Origin of the sequence: Alteripontixanthobacter maritimus (assembly GCF_003340475.1) — a bacterium.
In the GTDB taxonomy this organism is placed as follows: domain Bacteria; phylum Pseudomonadota; class Alphaproteobacteria; order Sphingomonadales; family Sphingomonadaceae; genus Alteripontixanthobacter; species Alteripontixanthobacter maritimus.
Map to the genome: position 1 here is coordinate 257501 of NZ_QBKA01000002.1, position 22170 is coordinate 279670.

A 22170-nucleotide genomic window follows, 5' to 3' on the forward strand; every position below is an offset into this window, starting at 1 on the left:
GTTTGTTTCCGTCCGCGGTCTTAGTCCCGACCTCAACGCCACATCGCTGAACGGGGTTCGGTTACCTTCACCAGAAAGCGATACGCGCGGCGTCGCGCTGGACGTTATCTCCAGTGACATTATCGAATCCATCGAGGTAAAAAAATCGCTGACGCCGGACATGGATGGCGACACGATCGGCGCGTCGATTGAAATCGAAACTACCAGCGCGTTCGATCGTCGCAAGGATCTGCTCACAGTCAAGGCCGAAGGCAGCTACAACGAGTTGGCCGACAGGCTCTCACCCAAAGGCAGCGTAGATTTCTCCACCCGCATCAGCGACAATTTTGGCGTGTCGGGCGGGCTTTCATATTACAATCGGGAGTTTGAAACCGATAATATCGAGGCGGATGACTGGGAGCGTGATGGCGATCTCGTCTACGCTGAAGAATTCCAGTATCGCGACTATGATGTCGAACGGGAACGTATCAGTGCCACGTTGGGCCTCGATTTTCGTGCCGGAGAGACAACCGAATTGTATGTTCGCGGCATATACAGCCAGTTCGACGATCAGGAATTCCGCCGCCGCCTGACCTTCGACCTCGGTGACGCCAATGCCTCGGGTAGCACCGAAGCGCTGATCTTCAGCGATGACGAGGCCATCACAATCGAACGCGACATCAAGGATCGCTTCGAAAGTCAGAAAATCCGCAGCCTGACCTTCGGTGGCGAAAGCAAATGGGGCGGTTGGTTCGCCGAATACTCGGCTAGCTGGGCAAAATCGACCGAGCTTGAAAATGGTAGCGTCGATCCCACCCAGTTCGAGCGCGAATACGAACAGGAGGGGTTGCAGGTCGGCTTTGATGTATCCGACGCGCGCGTGCCGCTCTATTCCGTACTGGCCGATCCCGGTGACTTCTTTACCCCTTCGGCATACGAACTGAACGATGTCGAATTCGTCGTCCTGTCCTCTGCGCAGGACGAGGAGTACAGCGCACAATGGGATATCGGCCGCGAATTCCTTACCGGCTCAGGAGTCTTCACCGTGCAGGGCGGCTTCAAAGGACGATGGCGCGAGAAATCGTTCGATGCGACGGTCGAGTTTTACGAAGCTGACGATTATACACTTGCCGACGCTTTGGGTGAAGGACCGACATATCGGTTAGCCGACCTGTCCCCGCTGCCAGGCTACACTGCGGCAACTGAATTTTTTCGCGACAATTTCGACCAGTTCGAATTTCAGGAGATCGACAGTCAATTCGATTCTGCCGTGTCCGATTTCTCGGTCGATGAGGATATCCTGGCAGGATACCTGCTGGGCCGATGGGATAGTTCCGACCTGACTGTTATTGCCGGTGTGCGGTACGAAAACACTTCGAACATCCTGCGCGGCAACGATGTTTTGCTGGTCGAGGAGGACGGAGCGTTGCCCGGTGGCGGCACTGCTCTGGACGATACCGTGATCGTGACACCTGTAGAAATCGACAAGGATTACGACCACTGGTTGCCAAGTATAAATGTCCGATATGAAGCAGCGCCGGACCTGATCTTGCGCGCTGCGACCTATCGCTCCATCGTGCGGCCCGGCCCCTTCCAGCAGGCGCCACGCATTGCCGTTGAGGAAGCCGATGACGGCGAGCGTGAGGGCGAGTTTGGCAATCCCGACCTGCTCCCCGCCGAGGCATGGAATTTCGATGCTGCGGCCGAGTATTATCTTGGTTCCAACGGCGCAATTTTCGCCTCGTTTTTCTACAAGAGCCTCGATGATTTCATCTACGAGCAGAATAGCGATGCCGGGGGGATTTTCCGCGGAGTGGCCTTCGACGAAGCGACCATCCTGAGCAACGGGCAGGATGGGGAAATCTTGGGAATAGAGTTGGGTTTCGCACAGACGCTGAAAGGTCCGTTGGATGGTATCGTATTGCAAGCAAATTACACCTTTACCGACAGCAGCGGCGAGGTGACGACAGTCGCCAGCGATGGACCGCGCTCTATCACCCTGCCCACTACCTCGCGGCACACTGCGAACTTCTCGCTCGGCTACGACAAGGGTCCGGTCGACGTCCGATTGTCGGGAACCTATCGCGACAGATATCTGGATGAACTGTCCGACGTGGTCGAGCTCGACCGATATGTCGACGACCATTTCCAGCTCGATCTAAGTGCGAAATACCGAATCAATGACGGCATCCAGCTCTATTACGAGTGGGTGAACATCAACAATGCGAAATACTTTGCTTACAACGAGCTGGGCGGACGCCGTAACCTCTACCAGTTCGAGGAATACAACTGGACGATGAAATTCGGCGCGCGGGTGACATTCTGATGCGTGGGATCAGCAACTTGGCAGCCGCAACAGGGGCTGCGGGCCTGCTCGCCTCTTGCTCCGCAATCACCGTTAGTGGCAATCCAGCGGTACCGGTTTATGCGGTGGCGGAGACCGCGCCTGTAGGCACTGCGAACGAAGATGCGGCCGATGACCCTGCGATCTGGCGCAATGCTGCCAATCCAGCTGCGAGCCTGGTGGTGGCGACCGACAAGAAGGGCGGCCTCTACGTCTACGACCTATCCGGACAGGTGAAACATTTTTTTGCCCGCCCCGCGCTCAATAATGTCGATCTGGCCGATATGGGCAATAAAGGCGTGATTGTTTTCGCCAGCGACCGGAGCGATCTCGCCAATGCGAACATTGCGCTGTTTCGCCTGGACACTTCGAGCGGAGAATTGAGCGAGATCGCCACCCTGCCTTCCGGATCTGGTGAGGGATACGGCATTTGTGGTTACGAGAAGGACGGCCGCCTGATTGTCTATACCGCCCCCAAGGAAGGCAATATCGGCGAGTGGGAAATTGCCGTCTCGACTGCCCCGTCAATTAAACCCTTGCGTAAAATGCGCGTACCCAGCCAGCCCGAAGGATGCGCTATCGATGCACGCAATGGCAACCTCTATATCGGCGAAGAAGCAGGCGGTGTGTGGCGGTTCGCAAACGGTGCGAGCGAAGGCCAGCTCGTCGCGGCGGTAGACAACCGAAACCTGGTTGCAGACCTCGAAGGCCTGGCGCTGGTTCCAGAAGGCGAAACGGGCGGTTGGCTCTACGCGTCCAGTCAGGGCGATAACACCTATATGCGGTACACCCTGCCGGACCTGACACCTGCGGGCAGATTCCGCATCGCCGCGGGCGTTTTCGGAAGCACTGAGGAAACCGATGGGATCGAAGCCAGGCGCGGAGACTTCGGGCCCGATTTTCCGGGCGGATTATTCGTTGCGCAAGATGGTCAGAACGGAGCGGGAGCGCAGAATTTCAAGTTCGTACCGCTAGGCGCGATCGAGAAAGCTCTCTCCGTTGGCGTCGCGCAAACGACCGTTGTCGAGAAGACCTCGGCCGGCAAATAAGCCGCCAACCGGCGCAGTGATCAATGTCATCGCGTGTCGGATCGACTTTGAAGGGTATCGACCATTACATTGCGGCGACCCCTTGGGATATTGCCCAGGCGCTTGGCGGTACGCTTCCGGTCGGTTCGGCAGTCGAAGGAACGCGGTTCGCTTTCAGGATGCCGTTGAATAATCCGACGAAAAAGCAGCAACAGGCGAACCGGTTTTTCGGAAATAGGACCAGGGAAATTTGTGAAGCGATGCTGGCGCCGCGTTCTCTGTCTGATCGCCATGCAATTTCGATTTGGTAGCAGCTAGCGTTGCACGCGGCCCGAACCGTCGCCCGACATCAGTTTTTCGACCTCCGGTACGCTGACCCGGTTGAAATCACCTAGGATCGAGTGTTTCAGGCAGCTCGCTGCAACGGCGAATTCCAGGCTTTGCTGGCGATCGTCATAGGCGTTGAGCCCATAGATCAAGGCCGAGGCAAAGCTGTCGCCACCGCCGACGCGGTCCACGATGTCCGTCATCTCGTAGCGGCGCGAAAGCTTGAAGCCGCCGTCCCGCGTGCGCAGGCAGGCAGACCAATTATTGCGGTCTGCGCTCAGGCTTTCGCGCAGGGTAATCGCGATGGCGGCCATGCCAGGATAGATATCGAGCACCTTTTCCGACAGCGCTTCGTACTTTGCCGTATCGAGCTCGCCCGACTCAACGTCCACATCGACCGAAATATCTAGCGACTTCTGGCAGTCTTCCTCATTCGCTATGCCGACATCCACATGTTCGACCAGATCTCGCATTACCTCGGGCGCCGTCTTGCCGTATTTCCATAATTTGCCGCGGAAGTTGAAATCGCATGACACGGTGACGCCGGCTGCCTGAGCGGCTTTCACACATTCCAGACTGACGTCGGCTGCCGACTGGCTTAGGGCCGGTGTGATGCCGGTGATATGAAGCCATTTTGCGCCGTCGAATATAGCAGGCCAATCGAAATTTCCCGGACCAGCCTCGCAGATCGACGAACGCGCACGGTCGTAGATCACTTTGGATGGTCTTTGGTTGGCGCCGCTTTCCAGAAAATAGATACCAACGCGGTCGCCCGAACGGCGGATGTGGCTGGTATCGACACCGAAGCGGCGCAGTTCACCGATTGCTGCCGCCCCGATATCATTATCGGGTAGGGCCGATACAAAACCTGCATCTAAACCATAATTTGCCAGCGCCACGGCCACATTCGCTTCGCCGCCGCCGAACGTGGCTTCGAACACGGGGGACTGGAAGAACCGTTCATGGCCCTGCGTTTTCAGGCGAAGCATGATTTCGCCGAAGGACAGGAATTCGCTCATTTCGCGCTCCTGCCCGAAAGTCGTTGGTTGCGCTGGTAATCGTACAGGGACGGTGCCGCCGTGACACGCTCGCCCATCGATTCAGAGTACGGTTCCGGATTGTAGTCGAACAGGATTGGGCGGTTGCCAAATACACCCACGACGCGCGCTTCCGGCCCTTCAGATTTACCAACGATAGCGATTGGTGCGTCAGCTTCCACACCGCCTTCGACACGAATGTTTAGGTTCCAGATCGTGTTGTAACGGCCGTGCCCAGGTTGCCAGTAACCTGCACCGCCTGCCTTGAAGAGATCATAGAGCGGGGTGCCGTCCTCCGCCTGGTCATTCGGTGCAACGTGTACAGTTACGCTGTCATACAGGTTCTGGTGGTTGGCCCCGGCATGCTGATCGAGCGTCGGTGTGGTCCAGACTTCCGCATCGCGGTAGACCGATTTCGTGGCCTGCGTGTTGAAGCTGAGGGAGTGCTGGGTAGGGTTCATCACATCCAGCCCATCAATCAGTACATTGTGTACGTTGCCGACGTGGACCGCGTAATGCGCCTTGTGGTCGCCATCGGTGACGATGTTCGCAATCGTTACATTGGCCAGATCGTCGGTCAGGATGCCGCTATCGGCATTGGTCACGCGGACATCGCGGATCCAGCCATTATGGACGCCGGTGAAATAGATGCCGTTGTAGCCAGCCTCGTTATGATGCCCGAAATAAGGATTTTCGGGGAAGGTGAGGGCGATACTCTCGATGCCGACTTCGGACAGATGGTCCCATTTGGCAAAGTACGCCGGGAGCTCCCCATTGATATCGTGCAGCAACGGGTCCGCAATCGTGACACGGTTGCCGTCGATGGCTTCGATGCGGGTCGCCTGACGCACAAGCGGCCGGTCCGGGCTTTCCCAATGACGGGCGCCAATCTTCAGGTCGGTATCACCATAGAGCGATGCAATCAGTGCGCCGTCCGGGCCGGCCCTGTTGTGCCAATGGATTTGCAGTACATCGCCTGTCGACAGTCCGCTCGCTGACCGCACTTCCAAATGGCGCTCTCCGCGTTTGGCCGAAGCGATGTCGGCCGGCTTCTCGATTTCGCGGTCGTAGCGTTTGAGGTAGGTTGCGTGACGGCCGCCGGGGACGCGGGTCCAGAGGAAACCCCCACTCCAGCTGTATTCCGAAAACAGAACGTCCAGATTGGCGCTCTTCTGCCGCTCGTATTTGTCCTCTTCCTTCAGATAAGCGCGGATTTCAGTCAGCGCGCCGCCATCGTCGATCTGGTTCAGCGGGCGGGGCATATAAAGCTCCGTCCCATTATCACCGCTACCCATGCCGGACAGGACAATACCGCTGCGCTCGATCCACAGGATTTCGGAAAGCTGGTAGCGCCCGCTGTCGAAGCGGACACGCACTGGCGTGTCCATGGAGTGCGCTGCGGCGAGCGCCTGTTTGATGGCAGCGCTGTCATCAATTCCGTCATCCGGCACCGCCCCATAATCTGCTACCGCAATCTCGGCGGTCACATCGGGAATGGGCTGGATGCCGAATTCATAACCGGCGTAGGAAAAGTCCGGCAGGTAATGCCGATCGCGCGTTTCCGGGTTGGAGAGAATTTTAGGTAGATCCTGCGCGAGCACAGCTTGTGAGCTGCCTGTAAACGCCACAAACGCGCAAAATAAAGCCTTTGATGCCAGTCGCTTGCCAACAAAGTGTCGCATGAATGCACCTCTCCCTATCGTTTCCCACCTTGACTATTGACGTTCAATGGCACCGGTGTCAATTATTGGGTTAACCGGTGTCATTCCTTAGCGATCGGCAACCGGAGCGAGCACAAGATTCGCAAGAGAGAATGCTTTTATGGGAGGTTACATGCGCAGTCACAGCAACTTTTTGAACGGCACCAAGCCGAATCATATACGCCTGCTGAAGTCGGCACTGCTGCTCGGCACCATGTCGCTCATTCCGCAAGGCGCGGCGATGGCGCAGGTGGGCGAACCGCAGGACACGTCGGAAGTTCTGTCGGACGACCCCAATACGATCATCGTGACTGGCGAAATTGCGCGCACCATCGAAAATTCGCTGGAAGCCAAGCGTCAACTGGATGTTATCGGCGATGCGATTGTGGGCGAGGATATCGGCGATCTGCCCGACCTTTCGGTGGCGGAAACGCTGGAGCGGATTGTCGGCGTTACGTCGGACCGGTTCAAGGGCGGCGCGTCGGAACTGTCGATACGCGGGCTGGGCGCATTCCTGGGGTCTTCCTACATCAACGGCCGCGAAGTGTCGTCCGGCAGCGATGGCCGCGATGTCAATTTCGGGCAGTTCCCGTCGGAGTTGATCAACGGGGCGATCATATACAAGTCGCAGCAGGCCAGCTTCATCGAAGGCGGCGTGTCGGGCGTGATCGAATTGCAGACCCTGCGTCCGCTCGATTATGGCAAGCAGCGCATCCAGATCCAGGCTCTCGGCGGCTATAGCGATTATGAGGATCGGGTTGTTGACGGCGATCCGTTCAACTACCGCCTGACCGCTTCCTATGTCGACCAATTCAAGCTGGGCGACGGCGATATCGGGATCGCGATCGGCGGACAGCTGCGGCGCGATACCGCACCCGAAGACATCTACACCAGCAGTTCCACCTATCGCCCGTGCAATACGATCGAGGGTGTCGACCAGAGCAACAATTGCGCTTTCGATACCGATGCGAATGGTGTTCCGAATGGCGCGTCGGACCAGTTCTATTTCGTTTCCAACCAGTATATTTATCGTGCGCAGGCGACCGAGGCCAACCGCGATGCGATCCTCGGCGCCGTGCAATATGCGCCGACACCCAATCTGGAAATCAACCTCGACGCGCAATATTCCTATCGCGACGATATCGAGGAGCGTGCGAACCTGGTCGTGGCCGATGGCCGCCGGGACATCGTACCGCTCGTCATTTCCGAGACCGGGGCCTTGCTTAACTGGACGGGTGAAACCCGGTTGGAGAACCAAACAGTATATCGCCAGCGGACCGAGGAATATGTGGGCCTAGGCGGCAATATCGAATGGCGTACCGGCCCGCTGATCCTGGCTATCGATGGTGCCTATTCGCAGACCAAACGCCGGCAGGACGAACTGGATATGCGTATCCGGACCAACCGCCGCGTGCTTTACGAAATCGACAAGCGCGGGCTGAACGTGCCGAATTTGATCCTTACCGACGTATCGGCAGTGGAAGCCAATACCGGGCTCGCGTTCGACCTCGACAATCACGATATCTACGACAACGGCGCCCGTGCCCGTCGCCGGCTGGAGAACATCGACGACGAGATCATGGCGTTCCGGTTCGACGCAACCTACGAAATGGGCGGGTTCATCGATAGCCTGCAAGCGGGTGTCCGGTATGGCGACCGCTTCCGCCTGCATGATGACGGTATCGACAGCTTCAATGCGGCGACCGGCGAGTTCGGCGGTTCGCTCCCACTGGTGGCCGGATATGACAGCCGCGGGGCGATCGACGCCCGGCAGGACTTCTTCATCGTCGACGACCTTTACGAAGGCGCGGACACACCGATTGAGGGGCTGACTTTCGCAACATGGGACGCACGCGCATTGTTTGCCGCCCTTACCGGCGGCCCCGATGTCGGCCTTCCGGGCGACGGCGTGTCCACTCGCTCACCGGACGATGCCGAAGTGACCGAGAAAACCTACGCAGGGTATGTGCAGGCCAATTTCGACACACAATTCGGGTCGGTCCCGGCGCGCGGGAATGTCGGAGTGCGCGTCATCCGTACCGACATAACATCGGTGGGTATCAGTTCCGATCTGGAAACTGCGCCCGATCCGCAGGACCCCAACTCGCTCATCATCACGAGGGTGGGCGAACCTACGGTCAATACCGAAACCAACGATTTCACCAACGTGTTGCCCAGCGCGAACCTGATCCTGGAACTTGCACCGGACAAATTGTTGCGCCTTGCCGCCTACCGCGCGATTGCCAGGCCCGACCAGGAGGCGCTTTCCGCCGGGCTGGACTTCGACAACGAAGCGGACCTGGGCGATCTTGGCAGTATCGTCAGTGCCAGCGGCAACCCTTTCCTCGAACCACTGAAGTCATGGAATGCCGATGTTTCGTTCGAATGGTATGCCGGGCCGACGACTTCGCTCGCTATCGCCGGTTATGCCAAGCAACTTTCGACCGGCTTCCGCACCGATGTCACGCCGCTGACCCTGATCGTCGATGGTGCGCCGCAGCAGGTCGTCATCGGCCGCACGGTCAATTCGGACGACAAGAGCCGACTGCTCGGTTTCGAAGTCAGTGCGCAGCACAAGTTCGACTTCGGGGTGGGCTTCCAGGCCAGCTACAACTTCGCGGATTCCAACTTTGAATTTCCCGACCCGACCGTGGTGTCCGGTAACGCGATTGCTGACTTCACCCAGCCTGCAAACATTCCTGGCTATTCCAAGCATACGATGAATGCCACCGCGTTCTACGAAACGAGCAATTTCAGTGCGCGCGTGGCCTATAAATGGCGTTCGGATTATTTCAAACCGTTCCGCACAACGCAGAACCGGTTCACGGAAGATCAGGGTTTTCTGGATTTTTCAGCCAGCTACGACATTCTGAACAATCTCCAATTGCGCTTTCAGGTGCTGAACATTCTCGACGAACCGAATGTCTTTTACCGGCCGACTCGGGACAATCTGGCGCAGTCCGATTATTCCGGAACGCGCTACTTTCTCGGCCTGCGCGGCAGGTTCTGATCGGGCGCAAGGCTTTGACAATTCGCAATACGGCGCTTGCAGCAGCTCTCCCGGCCGGGCAGCGCGCGATTTCCGAAGCCTTGCTGAAGGCGAGGATGGATATGCGCGCGCTGCCCGGCTTCCCGGGGGAACTACCGGCGACCCTGGACGAAGCGTATGATGTGCAGGACGCCTCGCGGGCGAAATGGCCAGACCGGGTTGCCGGGTGGAAGGTCGGCGGTGTGCCGAGGGCATTCCTTTCGCGCTTCGACGCAAAATGGTTGTGCGGGCCAATTTTCGAACAGTCGGTGGTGCAGGTAGACAGCAACAAACGCGCGCAAATGCCCGTGTTCACGAGCGGTTTCGCGGCCATCGAACCGGAATTCGTCCTGCGGATGGGGGAAACTGGGGACGATGACCGGCTGTTTATCGGGGCGGAGATCGCGAGCAGCCCGGTCCCCGATATCAACGACTATGGCCCCATTGCCGTCATCTGCGACTTCGGCAACAATCGCGGCCTGCTGATCGGGGACGAGATTACCGACTGGCGGGACTACGACCAACCGGTGCGGGTCGATACGGTGATCGACGGGCGAAGCGTGGGGACTAAGGAGCTGGCGAAACTGCAAACCGGCGTGGCTACGGCCCGCGAATTTCTTACAGACCATGCCGCTAGGCGGGGCTTTGCTTTGCCGGAAGGCACCTATATCTCATGCGGCGCGATTACCGGAGTGCACGAAGCCTTGGCTGGAGCGCAGTCGGCAATCGATTTCGGTGCGCTCGGCCAGTTGGAGCTGGAACTCGTCCCGGCGGCTGATACGCGCTGATGGATGGGAGCTTTCGCCTTTCCCGCCGCGCCGCGATCCTGGGCGCGACCGCAAGTGTTGCAGCCTGCAAAATGCGCCTGTCCGGACTATTTACGGCGGCCGATACGCATGTGCGCGATTATCCTACAGTGCAGGCTGTGCTGCGCTTCGGCGAGCTTTTATCTGAGCGAACGGCAGGGCGGCTGGGCCTCAACATGTATGCCGGCGGGCAACTGGGCAACGAGCGCGATACGCTGGAAATCACTACGTTCGGCGGACTGGACTTCAACCGCGTCAACCTGGCTCCGCTCAATTCCATCGAACCTTTGACGACAGTGGCAGCACTGCCTTTCCTGTTCGAATCCACCAACCACATGCGCACCACGTTGGATGGCGAGATCGGGGAGGAGATCCTCGCCTCCCTGGAACGGCACGGCCTGATCGGCCTGTGCTTCTACGATTCCGGAGCACGCAGTTTCTACAACACGCAGCGCCCGATCGAAACGCCTGACGATATGCGCGGCCTCAAGCTGCGCGTGCCGGGTTCGGATTTGTATGTGGCGATGGTGAAATCGCTGGGCGCGGATGCAACGCCGATGCCGCTCGACGAAGTTTACCAGTCGCTGGCCCAGGGGGTGATCGACGGAGCGGAGAATAATTGGCCGTCCTTCGAAAGCGGCCGCCATTTCGAGGTCGCACGCTATTACAGCCTGACGCGGCATTTGCTCGCACCCGAAGTGTTCGTGATGTCCAAGGTCAGCTGGGACAAGCTTTCGGCGGCGGACCGGGACATCGTGCGGCGCTCGGCAAAGGATTCGGTGCCCTATATGCGCAAACTGTGGGACGCGCAGGTCGCCAGGAGCCGCGCCATCGTGATGCAGTCCGGTGTGGCCGTGAACGAGGTCGATCCTGCGCCTTTCACCGCGCGGATGACCGGTATGTGGGACGAATTTATCACCACGCCGCAACAACGCGCCTTGGTGGACAAGATACTCGCCCAGCGGGAGGGCGGACTATGAAGCGGGGGCTTGCCGATCAGGCATCCAGCTTGCTGATAAAGGCAGGTGCGGCGGGTCTGGTGCTGATGACTGCGGTGGTTGGCTGGCAGGTATTCGGACGGTTCGTTCTGAATTCCAGCCCTTCGTGGTCGGAACAGACGGCCTTGCTGCTGATGATCTGGTACGTATTTTTCGCCGCCGCCGCCGGTGTGTGGGAGCGGTTCCATATCCGGATCGAAGTGCTGGAGAACCGGCTTACCGAACACAGGCGCAAATGGCTGCGGATTGCGATCCATGCCCTCATCGCGGTATTTGGGCTGGTGCTGTGCGTTTATGGCGCGATGCTGGCATGGATGGTCCGCGATTTCGTGATCCCCTCGCTCGGGATTAGCCGAGCGGTTGCGTATCTGGCGATACCGTTGTCGGGCCTGTTGATCGCACTCTTTTCGCTTGGCCGGATGCATGCCCGCTGGCGGGGTGAACCCTGATGGAAATTCTGGTTCTGATGGGCGTTTTGCTGCTGCTTCTAGCGCTTGGCGTGCCGGTCGCTTTCTCGTTGTTTGGCGCGGCTTTGGCGACGTTCCTCGTGATCGACATTCCGCTGGTGGTGGCGGTCCAGCGGATGGCGGCGGGGATCAGCGTATTCACATTGATGGCGATCCCGTTCTTCATCTTCGCTGGGGACCTGATGTACCGTGCGGGTATTGCCGACCGGCTGGTGCGCGTGGCGGATGCGGCTTTCGGACGGGTGCGCGGCGGGCTGGGGCTGGTCGATGTCGGCGCGTCAATGATGTTCGGCGCGGTGTCCGGCTCTGCCATCGCCAGCGCCTCGGCCATTGGTTCCACGATGGTGCCGCTGATGGACGAGAAGGGCTATGATCGGGACTATTCCGTCAATGTAACCGTAACTGCGGCGATTGTCGGGCTGTTGATCCCGCCGTCGCACAACATGATAATCTATGCCGCTGCTTCAGGGGTTGGCGTGTCCATCGGTGACCTGTTCCTCGCCGGTATAATGCCCGGCCTGCTGACCGGCGCCATGCTGATGCTGACGGCATGGCTGGTCGCGCGAAGCCGCAATTTACCGCGCGGCGAATTTCCCGGCTGGTACAAGTTCCTGCGTGCCGGCCTGTTCGCCTTGCCCGGCGTGATGACCGCCGTAATCATCATGGGCGGCATTTTGAGCGGAGTGTTCACCGCCACCGAAAGCTCTGCCATCGCAGTTATCTATACGGCCCTGGTCGGCACCTTCGTGTATCGCAATCTGGGCTGGAGCGGGTTCTGGGAAGCGGCGCAAAAGTCGGTCCGCACGGCGTCCATGGTGCTGTTCATAATCGCTGCGGCAACCGCGTTCGGTTTCGCGCTGGCCCTGCTGGAAGTGCCGGCTGCATTGGCTTCCCTGATCGGAGTCATGACGGACAATCCGATCCTCACATTGCTGATCATCAACGTGATGTTGCTGATGCTTGGTACCTTCATGGATATGGCGCCGCTGATCGTGATCACCACCCCGATTTTCTTGCCGGTGGTGATGGCAACGGGCGTCGATCCAGTGCATTTCGGAATTATACTGATGCTGAACCTGGGTATCGGACTAGTCACACCGCCGGTGGGTTCCGTCCTGTTTGTCGGCTCTGCCGTGGGGGGAATACCTGTGGCGACCCTGGTGAAGACGATCTGGCCGTTTTACTTCACCTTGCTCGCTGCGCTGGTCATCGTGACGTTCGTGCCGGAATTGTCGCTGGCATTGCCGCGCGCATTCTGACCCTTTTCCCGGCTATCCCAATAGGGCTATGGGTCCCGCATGGCAGACAAGGGCAATCCGACGATCAACGATGTGGCCCGGTTGGCCGAAGTGTCCAAGAAAACGGTCAGCCGCGTCATCAACAACTCCCCGCTGCTAAGCGAAAAGACCCGTGAGCACGTCCAGTCCGTAATTGCGGATATCGGCTATGTTCCCAACCCGCAGGCCCGCGCGCTGGCGCTGCGGCGCAATTTCATCATTGCCGCCGTGCACGACAACCCGAACGCGCAATTCCTGGTGAAAGTGCAACAGGGTGTGCTGGAAGCGCTGGAAGGTACCGCATTCGGATTGATGGTGCAGCCGGTCGACCGCGAAAGCCCGACCATAGCCGAGGATTTACGCGCCTTTATCGAACGCCAACGGCCCTATGGCATCGTCCTGTTGCCGCCTATTTCAGAGAATGACGAGCTGGCGAAGGTGTGCCGTGATGCGGGGTGCAAATATGTCCGCATGGCATCCGTCGCGCTGGACGAACCGGACAGGATGGTCACATCCAACGACCGAGAAGCCGTGCGCGAGGCGGTGAGTTACATCGCGGGCAAGGGTCACAAGCGCATTGCCCTGATCGAAGGCCGCAGCAACTCCCGCTCTGCCATCGAGCGACGGCTGGGTTATGAAGAAGCGCTGGCGGCGGCCAACTTGGAAGTGCGCACCGAACTTATCGAACAGGGCGGTTACACGTTCGAGTCCGGCATGGAAGCTGCCACCAAACTTCTGGAAGCAGCGACCCGCCCCACCGCAATCTTTGCCTCGAACGATGAAATGGCCGTGGGTGCGCTGATCGCCGCTCGGCGCAAGGGCATCGAAGTGCCGCGCGGCCTTTCCATCGCGGGCTTCGACGATACGCCGCTGTCCAACCATGTCTGGCCGCCGCTTACCACCGTTCGCTGGCCCATATCCGATATGGCGCGGATCGCGGCGTGCAAGCTAATTGCCGGGCCTGAAGATGCGCCGGTCGCTGAAACCCTGCTGCCGTCGGTGCTGGTAAAACGCGACTCGGTCGGTCCGCCACCGCAGGATTGAAAGGCTATAAACGACGGGCTGCGATCCGCGCTTGCATCGTTAAATGACACCGGTTACCTTACGTTTCGAACAAACGCGCAATCCGGTCGGCCGGAACCGGCGCGACGTATCAACCGGGGAAAGCGAGATTTCATGAAAATTGCTCTTATCAACGAGAACAGCCAGGCCGCGAAAAATGGCATTATCCACGATGCGCTGACTTCGGTCGTCGAACCGTTGGGGCACGAAGTCCACAATTACGGGATGTATACCGCCGACGATGGCGCGCAGGTTACATACCCGATGGTCGGGCTGCTGACCGGTATTCTTCTCAACTCAGGGGCAGCCGATTTTGTAGTGACCGGCTGCGGGACGGGGTCCGGTTCGATGCTGGCCGCCAATGCGATGCCGGGCGTGTTCTGCGGCCTGGTAATCGACCCGACCGATGCCTTCCTATTCGCGCAGATCAACGACGGAAACGCCATCGCGATGCCTTATGCCAAGGGCTTCGGCTGGGCGGCAGAGCTGAACCTGCAGGATTGCTATCGCAAGCTGTTCGAAGGTGAGAGCGGGGTAGGCTATCCCAAGGAGCGCGCCGCGATCATGAAGAAAAATCGCGGAGTTTTGGCCGACTTGAAGAAGGCTACCTGCCACGACATGCTGACCGTCCTGAAGAATGTCGATCAGGAGCTCCTGAAATCCGCCATCGCGGGTGAGAAATTCGCCGACCAGTTCTACGCCAATTCGCAGGACGAGGCGATCAGCGACTATCTTCGCAGCGTCTGACGGCCTCCGTCCGGCTATGGACCGCGCATCTGAGATTACCTGACACCGACAAGGAAACATCATGACACGCAACCCGTTCGATCTTTCGGGCAAAGTCGCGCTCGTAACAGGAGCCAACACCGGCATCGGGCAGGGGATTGCCGTCGCGCTGGCCAATGCAGGCGCGGATGTGGTGCTGACCGCACGCCGGGATCCTTCCGAAACGCGCGCGCTGGTGGAAGCTGCCGGTGTGCGCGCTCATGTGGTCATGGCGGACCTTTCTTCCATCGAACCATGCCAGCGGATCGTGGACGAGACAATGGGAGCGTTCGGCAGGCTGGACGTGCTGGTCAATAATGCCGGGATAATCCGGCGTAGCGACGCGCTGGAATTTAGCGAGGACGACTGGGACGCGGTGCTCGACACCAATTTGAAAGTGCTGTTCTTCCTCTGTCAGGCTGCGGGCAGGCACATGGCCGCGCATGATGGTGGCAGCATCATCAACATTGCTTCCATGCTGACTTTCCAGGGCGGCGTTCGCGTAGCGAGCTATACCGCTTCCAAGAGTGGGGTGGGTGGGCTGACAAAGCTGCTCGCAAATGAATGGGCGGCCAAAGGCATCAATGTGAATGCTATCGCGCCGGGCTACATCGCGACCAACAACACTGCCGCCCTGCAGGACGATGCCGATCGCAACCGCCAGATACTGGAGCGGATTCCGGCAGGGCGCTGGGGCGAACCCGGCGACATCGGCGGAGCGGCGGTGTTCCTCGCGTCAGATGCTGCGAAATATGTGCAGGGTCATATCCTCGCCGTCGATGGCGGATGGCTGGCGCGCTAATGGCTGGCGGCCTTTTACGCGCGTTCGGGATTGCCTGCCTGATCGCAGGTTCGAACTTCGGTTTGGGAGCCGCTTCGGCGCAGGATGCCCCATCCCCGGCCCCGGCTCCTTCCCCATCCCCATCCCCGCAATGCCGCGGCAGCGCAGGCTACGCCGCCGATTTCGACGGCCGCCGCACGTTCCTCTGGCGTCCTGATTGGCTGCACGGGATAAAGGCCGCGGCGGCAGCGGACCCTGAAATTGCGAAAGGCATTCGCAGCGCCGCGGAAAGCGCGCTCGCCAGCGGTCCTTACAGCGTGACCGACAAGACGAAACTTCCGCCGGGTGCGTCCGCCAATGATTACGTTTCCATCGGCCCTTATTGGTGGCCCGATCCGAAAAAGAAAGACGGTCTGCCCTATATCCGCAAGGATGGGGAGGTTAACCCCGAGCGCGACGGACCGGAATTCGACAAGGACCGACTTCGAAACCTGGCCAACGCTGTGCGCGATCTGGCCGTGGGTCATTATGTTACGGGAGAAGAGCGTTACGCGCGCCATGCCGCTTTGTTGTTGCGGACATGGTTCATCACCCCGGCCACGCGGATGAACCCCAGTTTCGCTTTTGCGCAGGGCATCCCGGGCAAGGTCGCGGGACGCGGCGAGGGCATCATCGAAGCATCGCATTTGTCCACGATCGTGGAAGCGGCCGGCCTGCTGGAACCCACAGACGTGCTGTCGCCAGACGAACATAACGCGCTTCGCGCATGGTACCGTGATTTCGTGGTCTGGATGGCAACCAGCGAGAACGGTGAAGACGAGATGCGTAAAGCCAACAATCACGGCCTGTTCTACGATTTCTACCTCGCTCACTTCGCTCTGTTCGCAGGTGCCGAAAACGCCGCGGAAAATGTGGCGAAGGCGTTTCCGGAATATCGGCTCGGCCGGCAGATGGACCGGCAGGGGCGCTTCATTGCAGAGTTAAAGCGCACGCGAAGTTGGCACTATTCGGTTTACGCGGTCGAGGCTGCGGCACGGCTGGCGACGATCGCGGAATGCGTGGGCCTCGATCTATGGACAACTCGGCTGGAGGATGGACGCGGGCTGGATACGGCGCGCCAGTTCCTCGCGCGCTATGCGGCGGACCCTGCAAGCTGGCCGTTTCCGGATAGTGACCTCGACCGCGGGCGGATCGAGCGGATGCGCGCCGAGTATGCCGAATTGGCCGCCCTGTTTCCAGACGCGGCACAGGACATGACGCTCGCGGCCCTGCCATAAGTCGCGACATGCAGATCTAAACGCCGTATATTTTCAGGAATGCGTCGACGGCGTTGTCGACCCGTTTGATGGCTGCCGCTTCATCCACCGTTCCGGCGAAGCGGCGTTCCAGATCGCCAAGCCCCTTGACCATGGAGGCGAGCTGTTCTGCGGCGGTATCGGGATCGTCGACTACCAGTTCTCCCCGATCGGCTGCGCGGGCGATCAGGCCGGACAAAGCGCTGTGCATCCGGCGGGGGCCGGCATCCAGAAATGCGATGCCGAGTTCCGGTTCCCGTTCGGTCTCGGCGGCGATCCGGTGTTCGAAGCGGATCATCTGCGGGCGTGCGAGGAAGGCCAGCATTGCATGCCCAAACGCCACCAGCCGCTCGCGCAGCGGGCCGCTATGGTCGTCGAACAAAAGGTGGCTTCGCATCTTCTCACATTCGGCTTCCACAGCGGCGCTGAACAAGGCGCGCTTGTTGCCGAAGTGGTTGTAGACCGTGACCTTGGATACATCCGCGTCTGCCGCAATGCGCTCGATCGAGCTGTCGCCATAGCCATGTTCGAAAAACGAATGCGAGGCGGCGGAAATGATGGCGGCGCGTTTGGCAAGGTCGGTCGGGCGGCCACTGCGCCGTTCGATATCCTTGTATTCGGACCCGTCGGATTCGACTTTGCCCGAACCAGTTCCAATCGATCCAACCTTACTTGACAAAGTGAACTCACCCGTTCAGTTAAACGCCAGCGTTCAATATCGACCGTGCGGCAGACTTGCGCAACCCCGTGTTGCCGATCGCCGTTTCGGTAGCCGAGGTGGAAAGGCGGAACATCGATGGGCCTGCCGGGATGACCTGGATCGCGATCCGCATGCTGACGGGCGACAGGCAGAAGTTCTACGGGCTTCTGTTCGGCATCGCCTTTTCCACTCTGCTTATCACCCAGCAGCTGACGATTTTCGTCAATCTGATCGAACGCGGCGCGAGCGGCGCGTATAATGTGGCAACTGCAGATATTTGGGTGATGGACCCGGTCAGCCGCACCACCGATGTGAATTTTCCGCTACCCGCAACTGCGCTCGACAAGGTGCGCGGAGTGCCCGGCGTGTCTTGGGCCGTACCGCATCTGCGTGCAGGGGCCTCGGTCCGGACGGCAGATGGCGACCTGGAAGGGGTAACGGTGATTGGGGTGGACGATGCCACGCTGATCGGTTTGCCCAAGAGCATGGTGGAAGGCGATTTCGCAGCGCTCGACAACCCTGATGCAGTGTTGATCGACGATGTCGGCGCGACGCGCATGTTCCCGCCGGAGATTTCTCCGATAGGGCAACGTCTGGAACTGAACGACCGCCGTGCCATCATCAGCGGGATCGTCGATGCGATCCCCAGCTTCACCAGTCAGGTGGTGCTCTACACCCGCTATTCCCGCGCACTCGGATATGTCCCCGGTACCCGCAACCGGATGAGCTTCGTGCTGGTGAAAGCGGTGGATGGCGTGCCGCCCGAAGCTTTGACGCAGCGTATCACGCAAGCAACCGGCCTGCGCGCCCGCACCCGTGACGAATTCGCGCGCGACGGGGTGGACTTCATCATCGAGAACACCGGTATTCCGCTCAATTTCGGGATTACCGTGGCGCTCGGCTTCATTGTCGGTGTGGCTATCGTCGGCCTGACCTTCAGCCTATTCATTCGCGACAATATCAAGCAGTTCGGCGCGCTGAAGGCGATTGGCGTGACCAATGCCAAGATCCGCCGGATGGTTGCCGCGCAAGCGGGGCTGGTGGGCCTGATCGGATACGGGCTGGGCGTGCTGGGCACGATCGCGTTCATCCAGGGGTTTTCCGCGAACCCGACCTTCAAGGGCTTCTATATTCCGTGGCAGGTGCCGCTTATCAGCCTGGTTGCGGTGGCCATTATCCTCGCGCTGACCGGCTGGTTGGCGCTGCGCAGCGTACTGAAGACCGAACCGGCGGCGGTGTTCCGGTGAGCCCGCTGCACGAGACAGCCACGGACGAAGCTGTGTCCAACGCCATTTCCACGCGCGGAGTGACGCGCGATTTCGAGGCCGGGCAGCAAACCATCACGGTGCTGCACGGCATCGACCTCGATGTGCGCGCGGGCGAGCTGACGTTCCTGGTGGGCGAATCCGGATCGGGCAAGACGACCCTCATTTCGATCATGTGCGGCATTCTCTATCCGACGCAGGGCGAAGTGGAGGTGTTCGGCACGGACATCTACGGCCTGTCGGATACCGAGCTGGTCAATTTCCGGCTGCAAAATATCGGTTTCATATTCCAGCAGTACAATCTGATCCCCAGCATCGATGCGGCCAGCAACGCCGCCGTGCCGCTGATTGCGCAAGGAATGGACCGGCACGAGGCGCGGCGGCGCGCGACCGAGATGCTGGAAAAACTCAATATCGCGGATCAGGCGAGCAAACTGCCAAGCCAGCTATCCGGCGGCCAGCAACAGCGCGTGGCCATCGCCCGTGCACTCGTTCACGAACCCCGGCTGGTGGTTTGCGACGAGCCGACTGCAGCGCTCGACGCACGATCTGGCCGCCGGGTGATGGACCTGCTGCGCGAAGTGGCGGTGGCGGAAGATCGCAGCGTCATCATCGTTACTCACGACAATCGCATTTTCGACCTCGCCGACCGCATCCTGGTGCTGGAAGACGGCAATATCATACATGACGGCACCGAAATGCCGGACGGACACTGAAGGACCGAATTATGGGACTGCTGCCCGACAATGTCAGCTTTTCGAGGCAAGTGCTGCCGATCATCGCGGTTCTCGCGCTGGTGCTGGCGGTGTTCTACATCATGGCGGGCCAGCCCGACCGTGAGTTGGCCGATCCGCGCGAACAGCCACCCAAGGCGACCGGCGAACTGGCGGAAGCGGCACGGGTCGCGGGCAGTGGTGTGGTGGAACCATCGAGCGAGCTGATCGATATCGGCACCGCGCTATCCGGCCTCGTCACCGATTTACGTGTCGAGCCGGGCGACTATGTCGAGAAGGGCCAGCCGCTGTTCACGGTGGATGACCGTGCAGCCCGCTCACGCCTGACCGAAACGCAAGCCGCCGGGGGCGAGGCACGCGCCGCCATTGCAGAAGCACGCGCCGCTATCGCCGAAGCGCGCACGGCGGAACAGACAGCCAGCCGCCAGCTTGCGCTCTATCGCGGCATTTCCGATCCCGCCGCCGTCAGCCGGGCCGAAGTCATTCGCGCGGAAGGCGACGCCGCCAGCGCACGCCAGCGCCGCCAGCTTGCCGAAGCGCGGCTGAATGCGGCACAGGCCCGGCTGCGCAGCACGCAGGCCGCATCGGGCAGCGCGCAGACCGAGCTTGGCCGGCTGGTCGTGCGTGCCCCGATCGCAGGTGAAATTCTTAGCGTCGATATCCGCCCGGGCGAGTTCGTCAGCGCCGGGCAGCCCGGTGGCGGCGGTGCGGCCAGTTACATCCAGATGGGGCAGACGCGCCCACTGCATATCCGGGTGGATATCGACGAGGACGAGGCGGGCAAGATCGCGCTGGGTGAGCCTGCGACCGTGTCCCCGCGCGGGGCGGCCGACCGGCAGGTGAAGGCGAGCTTCGTGCGCGCCGAACCGCAAGTCGTGCCCAAACGCTCGCTCACCAACACCGCGGCGGAACGCGTCGATGTACGGGTGCTGCAGGTAATTTATGCGCTGCCCGCGCCGACCGCCCGGACCCGGGGCCTGTTCCGCGTAGGCCAACAGGTCGATGCATTCATCCCGGCCAACGCCCGCGCCCGAGAGGCCGCGCGCAAACAGGCGGCCGAAGCTGCGGCCGCCGCCGCTGCCGAGGACGAATGATGCGACATCGCCTGCTTCTGCCGTTCGGATCGGCCCTGGCACTGTCCGCCTGTGTTGCGGGTCCGCCACCTGAAATCTCGACGCCCATACCGCAATTGCCGCAAAATTTCGCCTATGCGCCCGATGCCGTGACCGGCGCGAGCGTGGGCGCGTTGTTGCCAGAGGGCGACCCCGCGTTCGAGACACTCGCCGCCGCTGCTCTGGAAGGCTCGCCCACCCTGGCGGAGGCGCTTGCCCGGGTCGACGCGGCGCAGGCCCGCGCCGCGCGCGCCGGGGCGCAACGACTACCCACGATTGGCGCTGGCGGAAATGTCACGGCGACGCGCACCAATCCGGCCCAGTTCGGCGGCGCGTTGCCGCCCGGCATCGATATCGACACCGAACAGGTCAGCTACGGCGCGAACCTCAACGCCAGCTGGAACCCCGACATCTTCGGCCGTCTGCGCTTGCGGGACCGTGCCGCAACGCTGCGCGTCGACGCGGCGGGATCGCAGGCCGCTGCGATACGGCTAGCATTGGTCGCGGAAATTGCTGCCAGTGTAATCGATTGGCGCACGCTGGACGAGCGCGCCGCAGCGCTACAACAGGATCTCGATGCAGCGAGCGAGCTCGTGCGGTTGGCCGGGGTGCGCGAAGAAGCAGGTATCGCTCCGGGTTTTGACCGGGTTCGCGCGCAAAGTGCGGCAGCGGCATCGCGGCGGCGTTTGGAAAGCTTGCGCTCCGAACGCGCGCGGCTGGTCGGTAGGCTGGTTACGCTGACGGCGACCCCTGCACAAAACGTGACGGCGGCGTTGGCTCAGGGCGCCGGGTACGAACAAACCGGCGCGCTTCCCCCTGCGCCCGCAGCCGCGCCTGCCGTCCTCTTGTCGAACCGTCCCGACGTGCTCGCCGCTGCGGCCAATCTGGCGGCCAACGATGCGGAGCTGTATGCCGCCGCCGCCAGTCGCTTCCCCGATTTCAGCCTGTCCGGCACGCTAGGCCTGTTGGCCTTCAGCCCCGCCGACCTGTTCGACACGGATTCCATCGTCGGTTCACTGGTCGCTGCCGTCGCTGCGCCCCTGGTGGATTTCGGGCGGGTGGAAGCGGAGATCGACCTTGCCGCCGCTGACAAGCGCGCGGCGTTCCAGGCCTATCGCGGGGCGGTCTATACCGGGCTGGGCGAGGCGGAAGCAGGTTACGGCGTAATCGCCGCCGCCGACCGCGAACTGGCCGCCGCCAATGCCGAACGCGATACGGCGGAGCGCGCGGCACGGCTGGCGGATACACGGTTTCGCGCCGGTCTGAGCAATTTCCTCGAAGTCTTGGAAGCCCGCCGCGCCGCCGATGCCTCCGGCGAACGCGCTGCCGCAGCTCTGGGTCAGGCCCGCCGCGCGCGTGTGGTGCTATGGCAGGTGCTGGGCGGCGGCGGAGCCTATGGTGACGGGGCTGACATGCAGGACGAAATGGACTGACCGGCAGCCGAACCAGACCCGGTTCGTCCCGC

General features: G+C 60.7%; 19 protein-coding genes (1 of these 19 running past the window's edge). 16 read left to right on the forward strand and 3 right to left on the reverse strand.

The window, feature by feature from the left end; all coding sequences use genetic code 11:
* The 3 genes in view from HME9302_RS01395 to HME9302_RS13215 are tightly spaced (at most 47 nt apart) and all read left to right on the forward strand, a layout consistent with a single transcriptional unit that may run on beyond the window.
* Positions 1-2305: the 3' portion of a TonB-dependent receptor gene (locus HME9302_RS01395; protein WP_115365522.1), read on the forward strand. 509 nt of this gene lie to the left of the window's left edge; the window shows 2305 of its 2814 coding nt (coding positions 510-2814); its start codon lies off the left edge, out of view; the stop codon is at positions 2303-2305.
* A 17-nt stretch (positions 2306-2322) separates the two neighbouring features.
* Entirely contained in the window at positions 2323-3372 is a 1050-nt protein-coding gene (locus tag HME9302_RS01400; protein ID WP_230079823.1) for a phytase, read from the forward strand.
* A 47-nt stretch (positions 3373-3419) separates the two neighbouring features.
* A complete protein-coding gene (locus tag HME9302_RS13215; protein WP_181815644.1) occupies positions 3420-3662 on the forward strand; it encodes a hypothetical protein in 243 nt (80 codons plus the stop codon).
* Between the two features lie 3 nt (positions 3663-3665).
* On the opposite strand, the gene HME9302_RS01410 is transcribed toward HME9302_RS13215, so the two are convergent.
* On the reverse strand, positions 3666-4697 hold the full coding sequence (locus HME9302_RS01410) for a sugar kinase (RefSeq protein ID WP_115365525.1): 1032 nt from the start codon (positions 4695-4697) through the stop codon (positions 3666-3668).
* The gene (locus tag HME9302_RS01415; RefSeq protein WP_115365526.1) at positions 4694-6397 is read right to left on the reverse strand and encodes a glycosyl hydrolase family 28-related protein; all 1704 of its coding nucleotides are present in this window, start codon (positions 6395-6397) and stop codon (positions 4694-4696) included. The genes HME9302_RS01410 and HME9302_RS01415 overlap by 4 nt, the downstream gene beginning before the upstream one ends.
* Before the next feature lie 151 nt (positions 6398-6548).
* Between HME9302_RS01415 and HME9302_RS01420 the strand changes: the two genes are divergently transcribed.
* The 9 genes from HME9302_RS01420 to HME9302_RS01460 all read left to right on the forward strand — a co-directional run bounded on the left by HME9302_RS01420 (position 6549) and on the right by HME9302_RS01460 (position 16876).
* Complete coding sequence (locus tag HME9302_RS01420; RefSeq protein ID WP_181815645.1) at positions 6549-9425, forward strand: TonB-dependent receptor; 2877 nt, start codon at positions 6549-6551, stop codon at positions 9423-9425.
* Positions 9426-9439: 14 nt separating this feature from the next.
* On the forward strand, positions 9440-10231 hold the full coding sequence (locus HME9302_RS01425; protein WP_147270740.1) for a 2-keto-4-pentenoate hydratase: 792 nt from the start codon (positions 9440-9442) through the stop codon (positions 10229-10231).
* Complete coding sequence (locus HME9302_RS01430; protein ID WP_115365529.1) at positions 10231-11229, forward strand: TRAP transporter substrate-binding protein; 999 nt, start codon at positions 10231-10233, stop codon at positions 11227-11229. Before HME9302_RS01425 ends, HME9302_RS01430 begins: the two co-directional genes overlap by 1 nt.
* Entirely contained in the window at positions 11226-11696 is a 471-nt protein-coding gene (locus HME9302_RS01435) for a TRAP transporter small permease (protein WP_115365530.1), read from the forward strand. Before HME9302_RS01430 ends, HME9302_RS01435 begins: the two co-directional genes overlap by 4 nt.
* Positions 11696-12973, forward strand: a complete 1278-nt coding sequence (locus HME9302_RS01440; RefSeq protein WP_115365531.1) for a TRAP transporter large permease — start codon at positions 11696-11698, stop codon at positions 12971-12973. Before HME9302_RS01435 ends, HME9302_RS01440 begins: the two co-directional genes overlap by 1 nt.
* A 39-nt stretch (positions 12974-13012) precedes the next feature.
* Positions 13013-14035: a LacI family DNA-binding transcriptional regulator gene (locus tag HME9302_RS01445; RefSeq protein ID WP_115365532.1), complete on the forward strand. Its 1023-nt coding sequence runs from the start codon at positions 13013-13015 to the stop codon at positions 14033-14035.
* 132 nt (positions 14036-14167) lie between these two features.
* Complete coding sequence (locus HME9302_RS01450; protein ID WP_115365533.1) at positions 14168-14800, forward strand: RpiB/LacA/LacB family sugar-phosphate isomerase; 633 nt, start codon at positions 14168-14170, stop codon at positions 14798-14800.
* 61 nt (positions 14801-14861) lie between these two features.
* The gene (gene kduD, locus HME9302_RS01455) at positions 14862-15620 is read left to right on the forward strand and encodes a 2-dehydro-3-deoxy-D-gluconate 5-dehydrogenase KduD (RefSeq protein ID WP_115365534.1); all 759 of its coding nucleotides are present in this window, start codon (positions 14862-14864) and stop codon (positions 15618-15620) included.
* The gene (locus HME9302_RS01460) at positions 15620-16876 is read left to right on the forward strand and encodes an alginate lyase family protein (protein ID WP_181815646.1); all 1257 of its coding nucleotides are present in this window, start codon (positions 15620-15622) and stop codon (positions 16874-16876) included. The genes kduD and HME9302_RS01460 overlap by 1 nt, the downstream gene beginning before the upstream one ends.
* Before the next feature lie 16 nt (positions 16877-16892).
* Here the strand turns inward: HME9302_RS01460 and HME9302_RS01465 are convergent, their stop codons facing one another.
* Positions 16893-17573, reverse strand: a complete 681-nt coding sequence (locus tag HME9302_RS01465; RefSeq protein WP_230079824.1) for a TetR/AcrR family transcriptional regulator — start codon at positions 17571-17573, stop codon at positions 16893-16895.
* Positions 17574-17704: 131 nt separating this feature from the next.
* Here HME9302_RS01465 and HME9302_RS01470 point away from each other — a divergent pair, with 131 nt between their 5' ends.
* The 4 genes from HME9302_RS01470 to HME9302_RS01485 are packed head-to-tail and all read left to right on the forward strand — an operon-like array spanning position 17705 to position 22138.
* The gene (locus HME9302_RS01470) at positions 17705-18841 is read left to right on the forward strand and encodes an ABC transporter permease (protein ID WP_115367381.1); all 1137 of its coding nucleotides are present in this window, start codon (positions 17705-17707) and stop codon (positions 18839-18841) included.
* Complete coding sequence (locus HME9302_RS01475) at positions 18838-19575, forward strand: ABC transporter ATP-binding protein (RefSeq protein ID WP_230079825.1); 738 nt, start codon at positions 18838-18840, stop codon at positions 19573-19575. The genes HME9302_RS01470 and HME9302_RS01475 overlap by 4 nt, the downstream gene beginning before the upstream one ends.
* Positions 19576-19586: 11 nt before the next feature.
* Positions 19587-20687, forward strand: a complete 1101-nt coding sequence (locus tag HME9302_RS01480) for an HlyD family secretion protein (protein ID WP_115365536.1) — start codon at positions 19587-19589, stop codon at positions 20685-20687.
* Complete coding sequence (locus HME9302_RS01485; protein WP_115367383.1) at positions 20687-22138, forward strand: efflux transporter outer membrane subunit; 1452 nt, start codon at positions 20687-20689, stop codon at positions 22136-22138. Before HME9302_RS01480 ends, HME9302_RS01485 begins: the two co-directional genes overlap by 1 nt.
* Positions 22139-22170 lie beyond the last annotated feature (32 nt).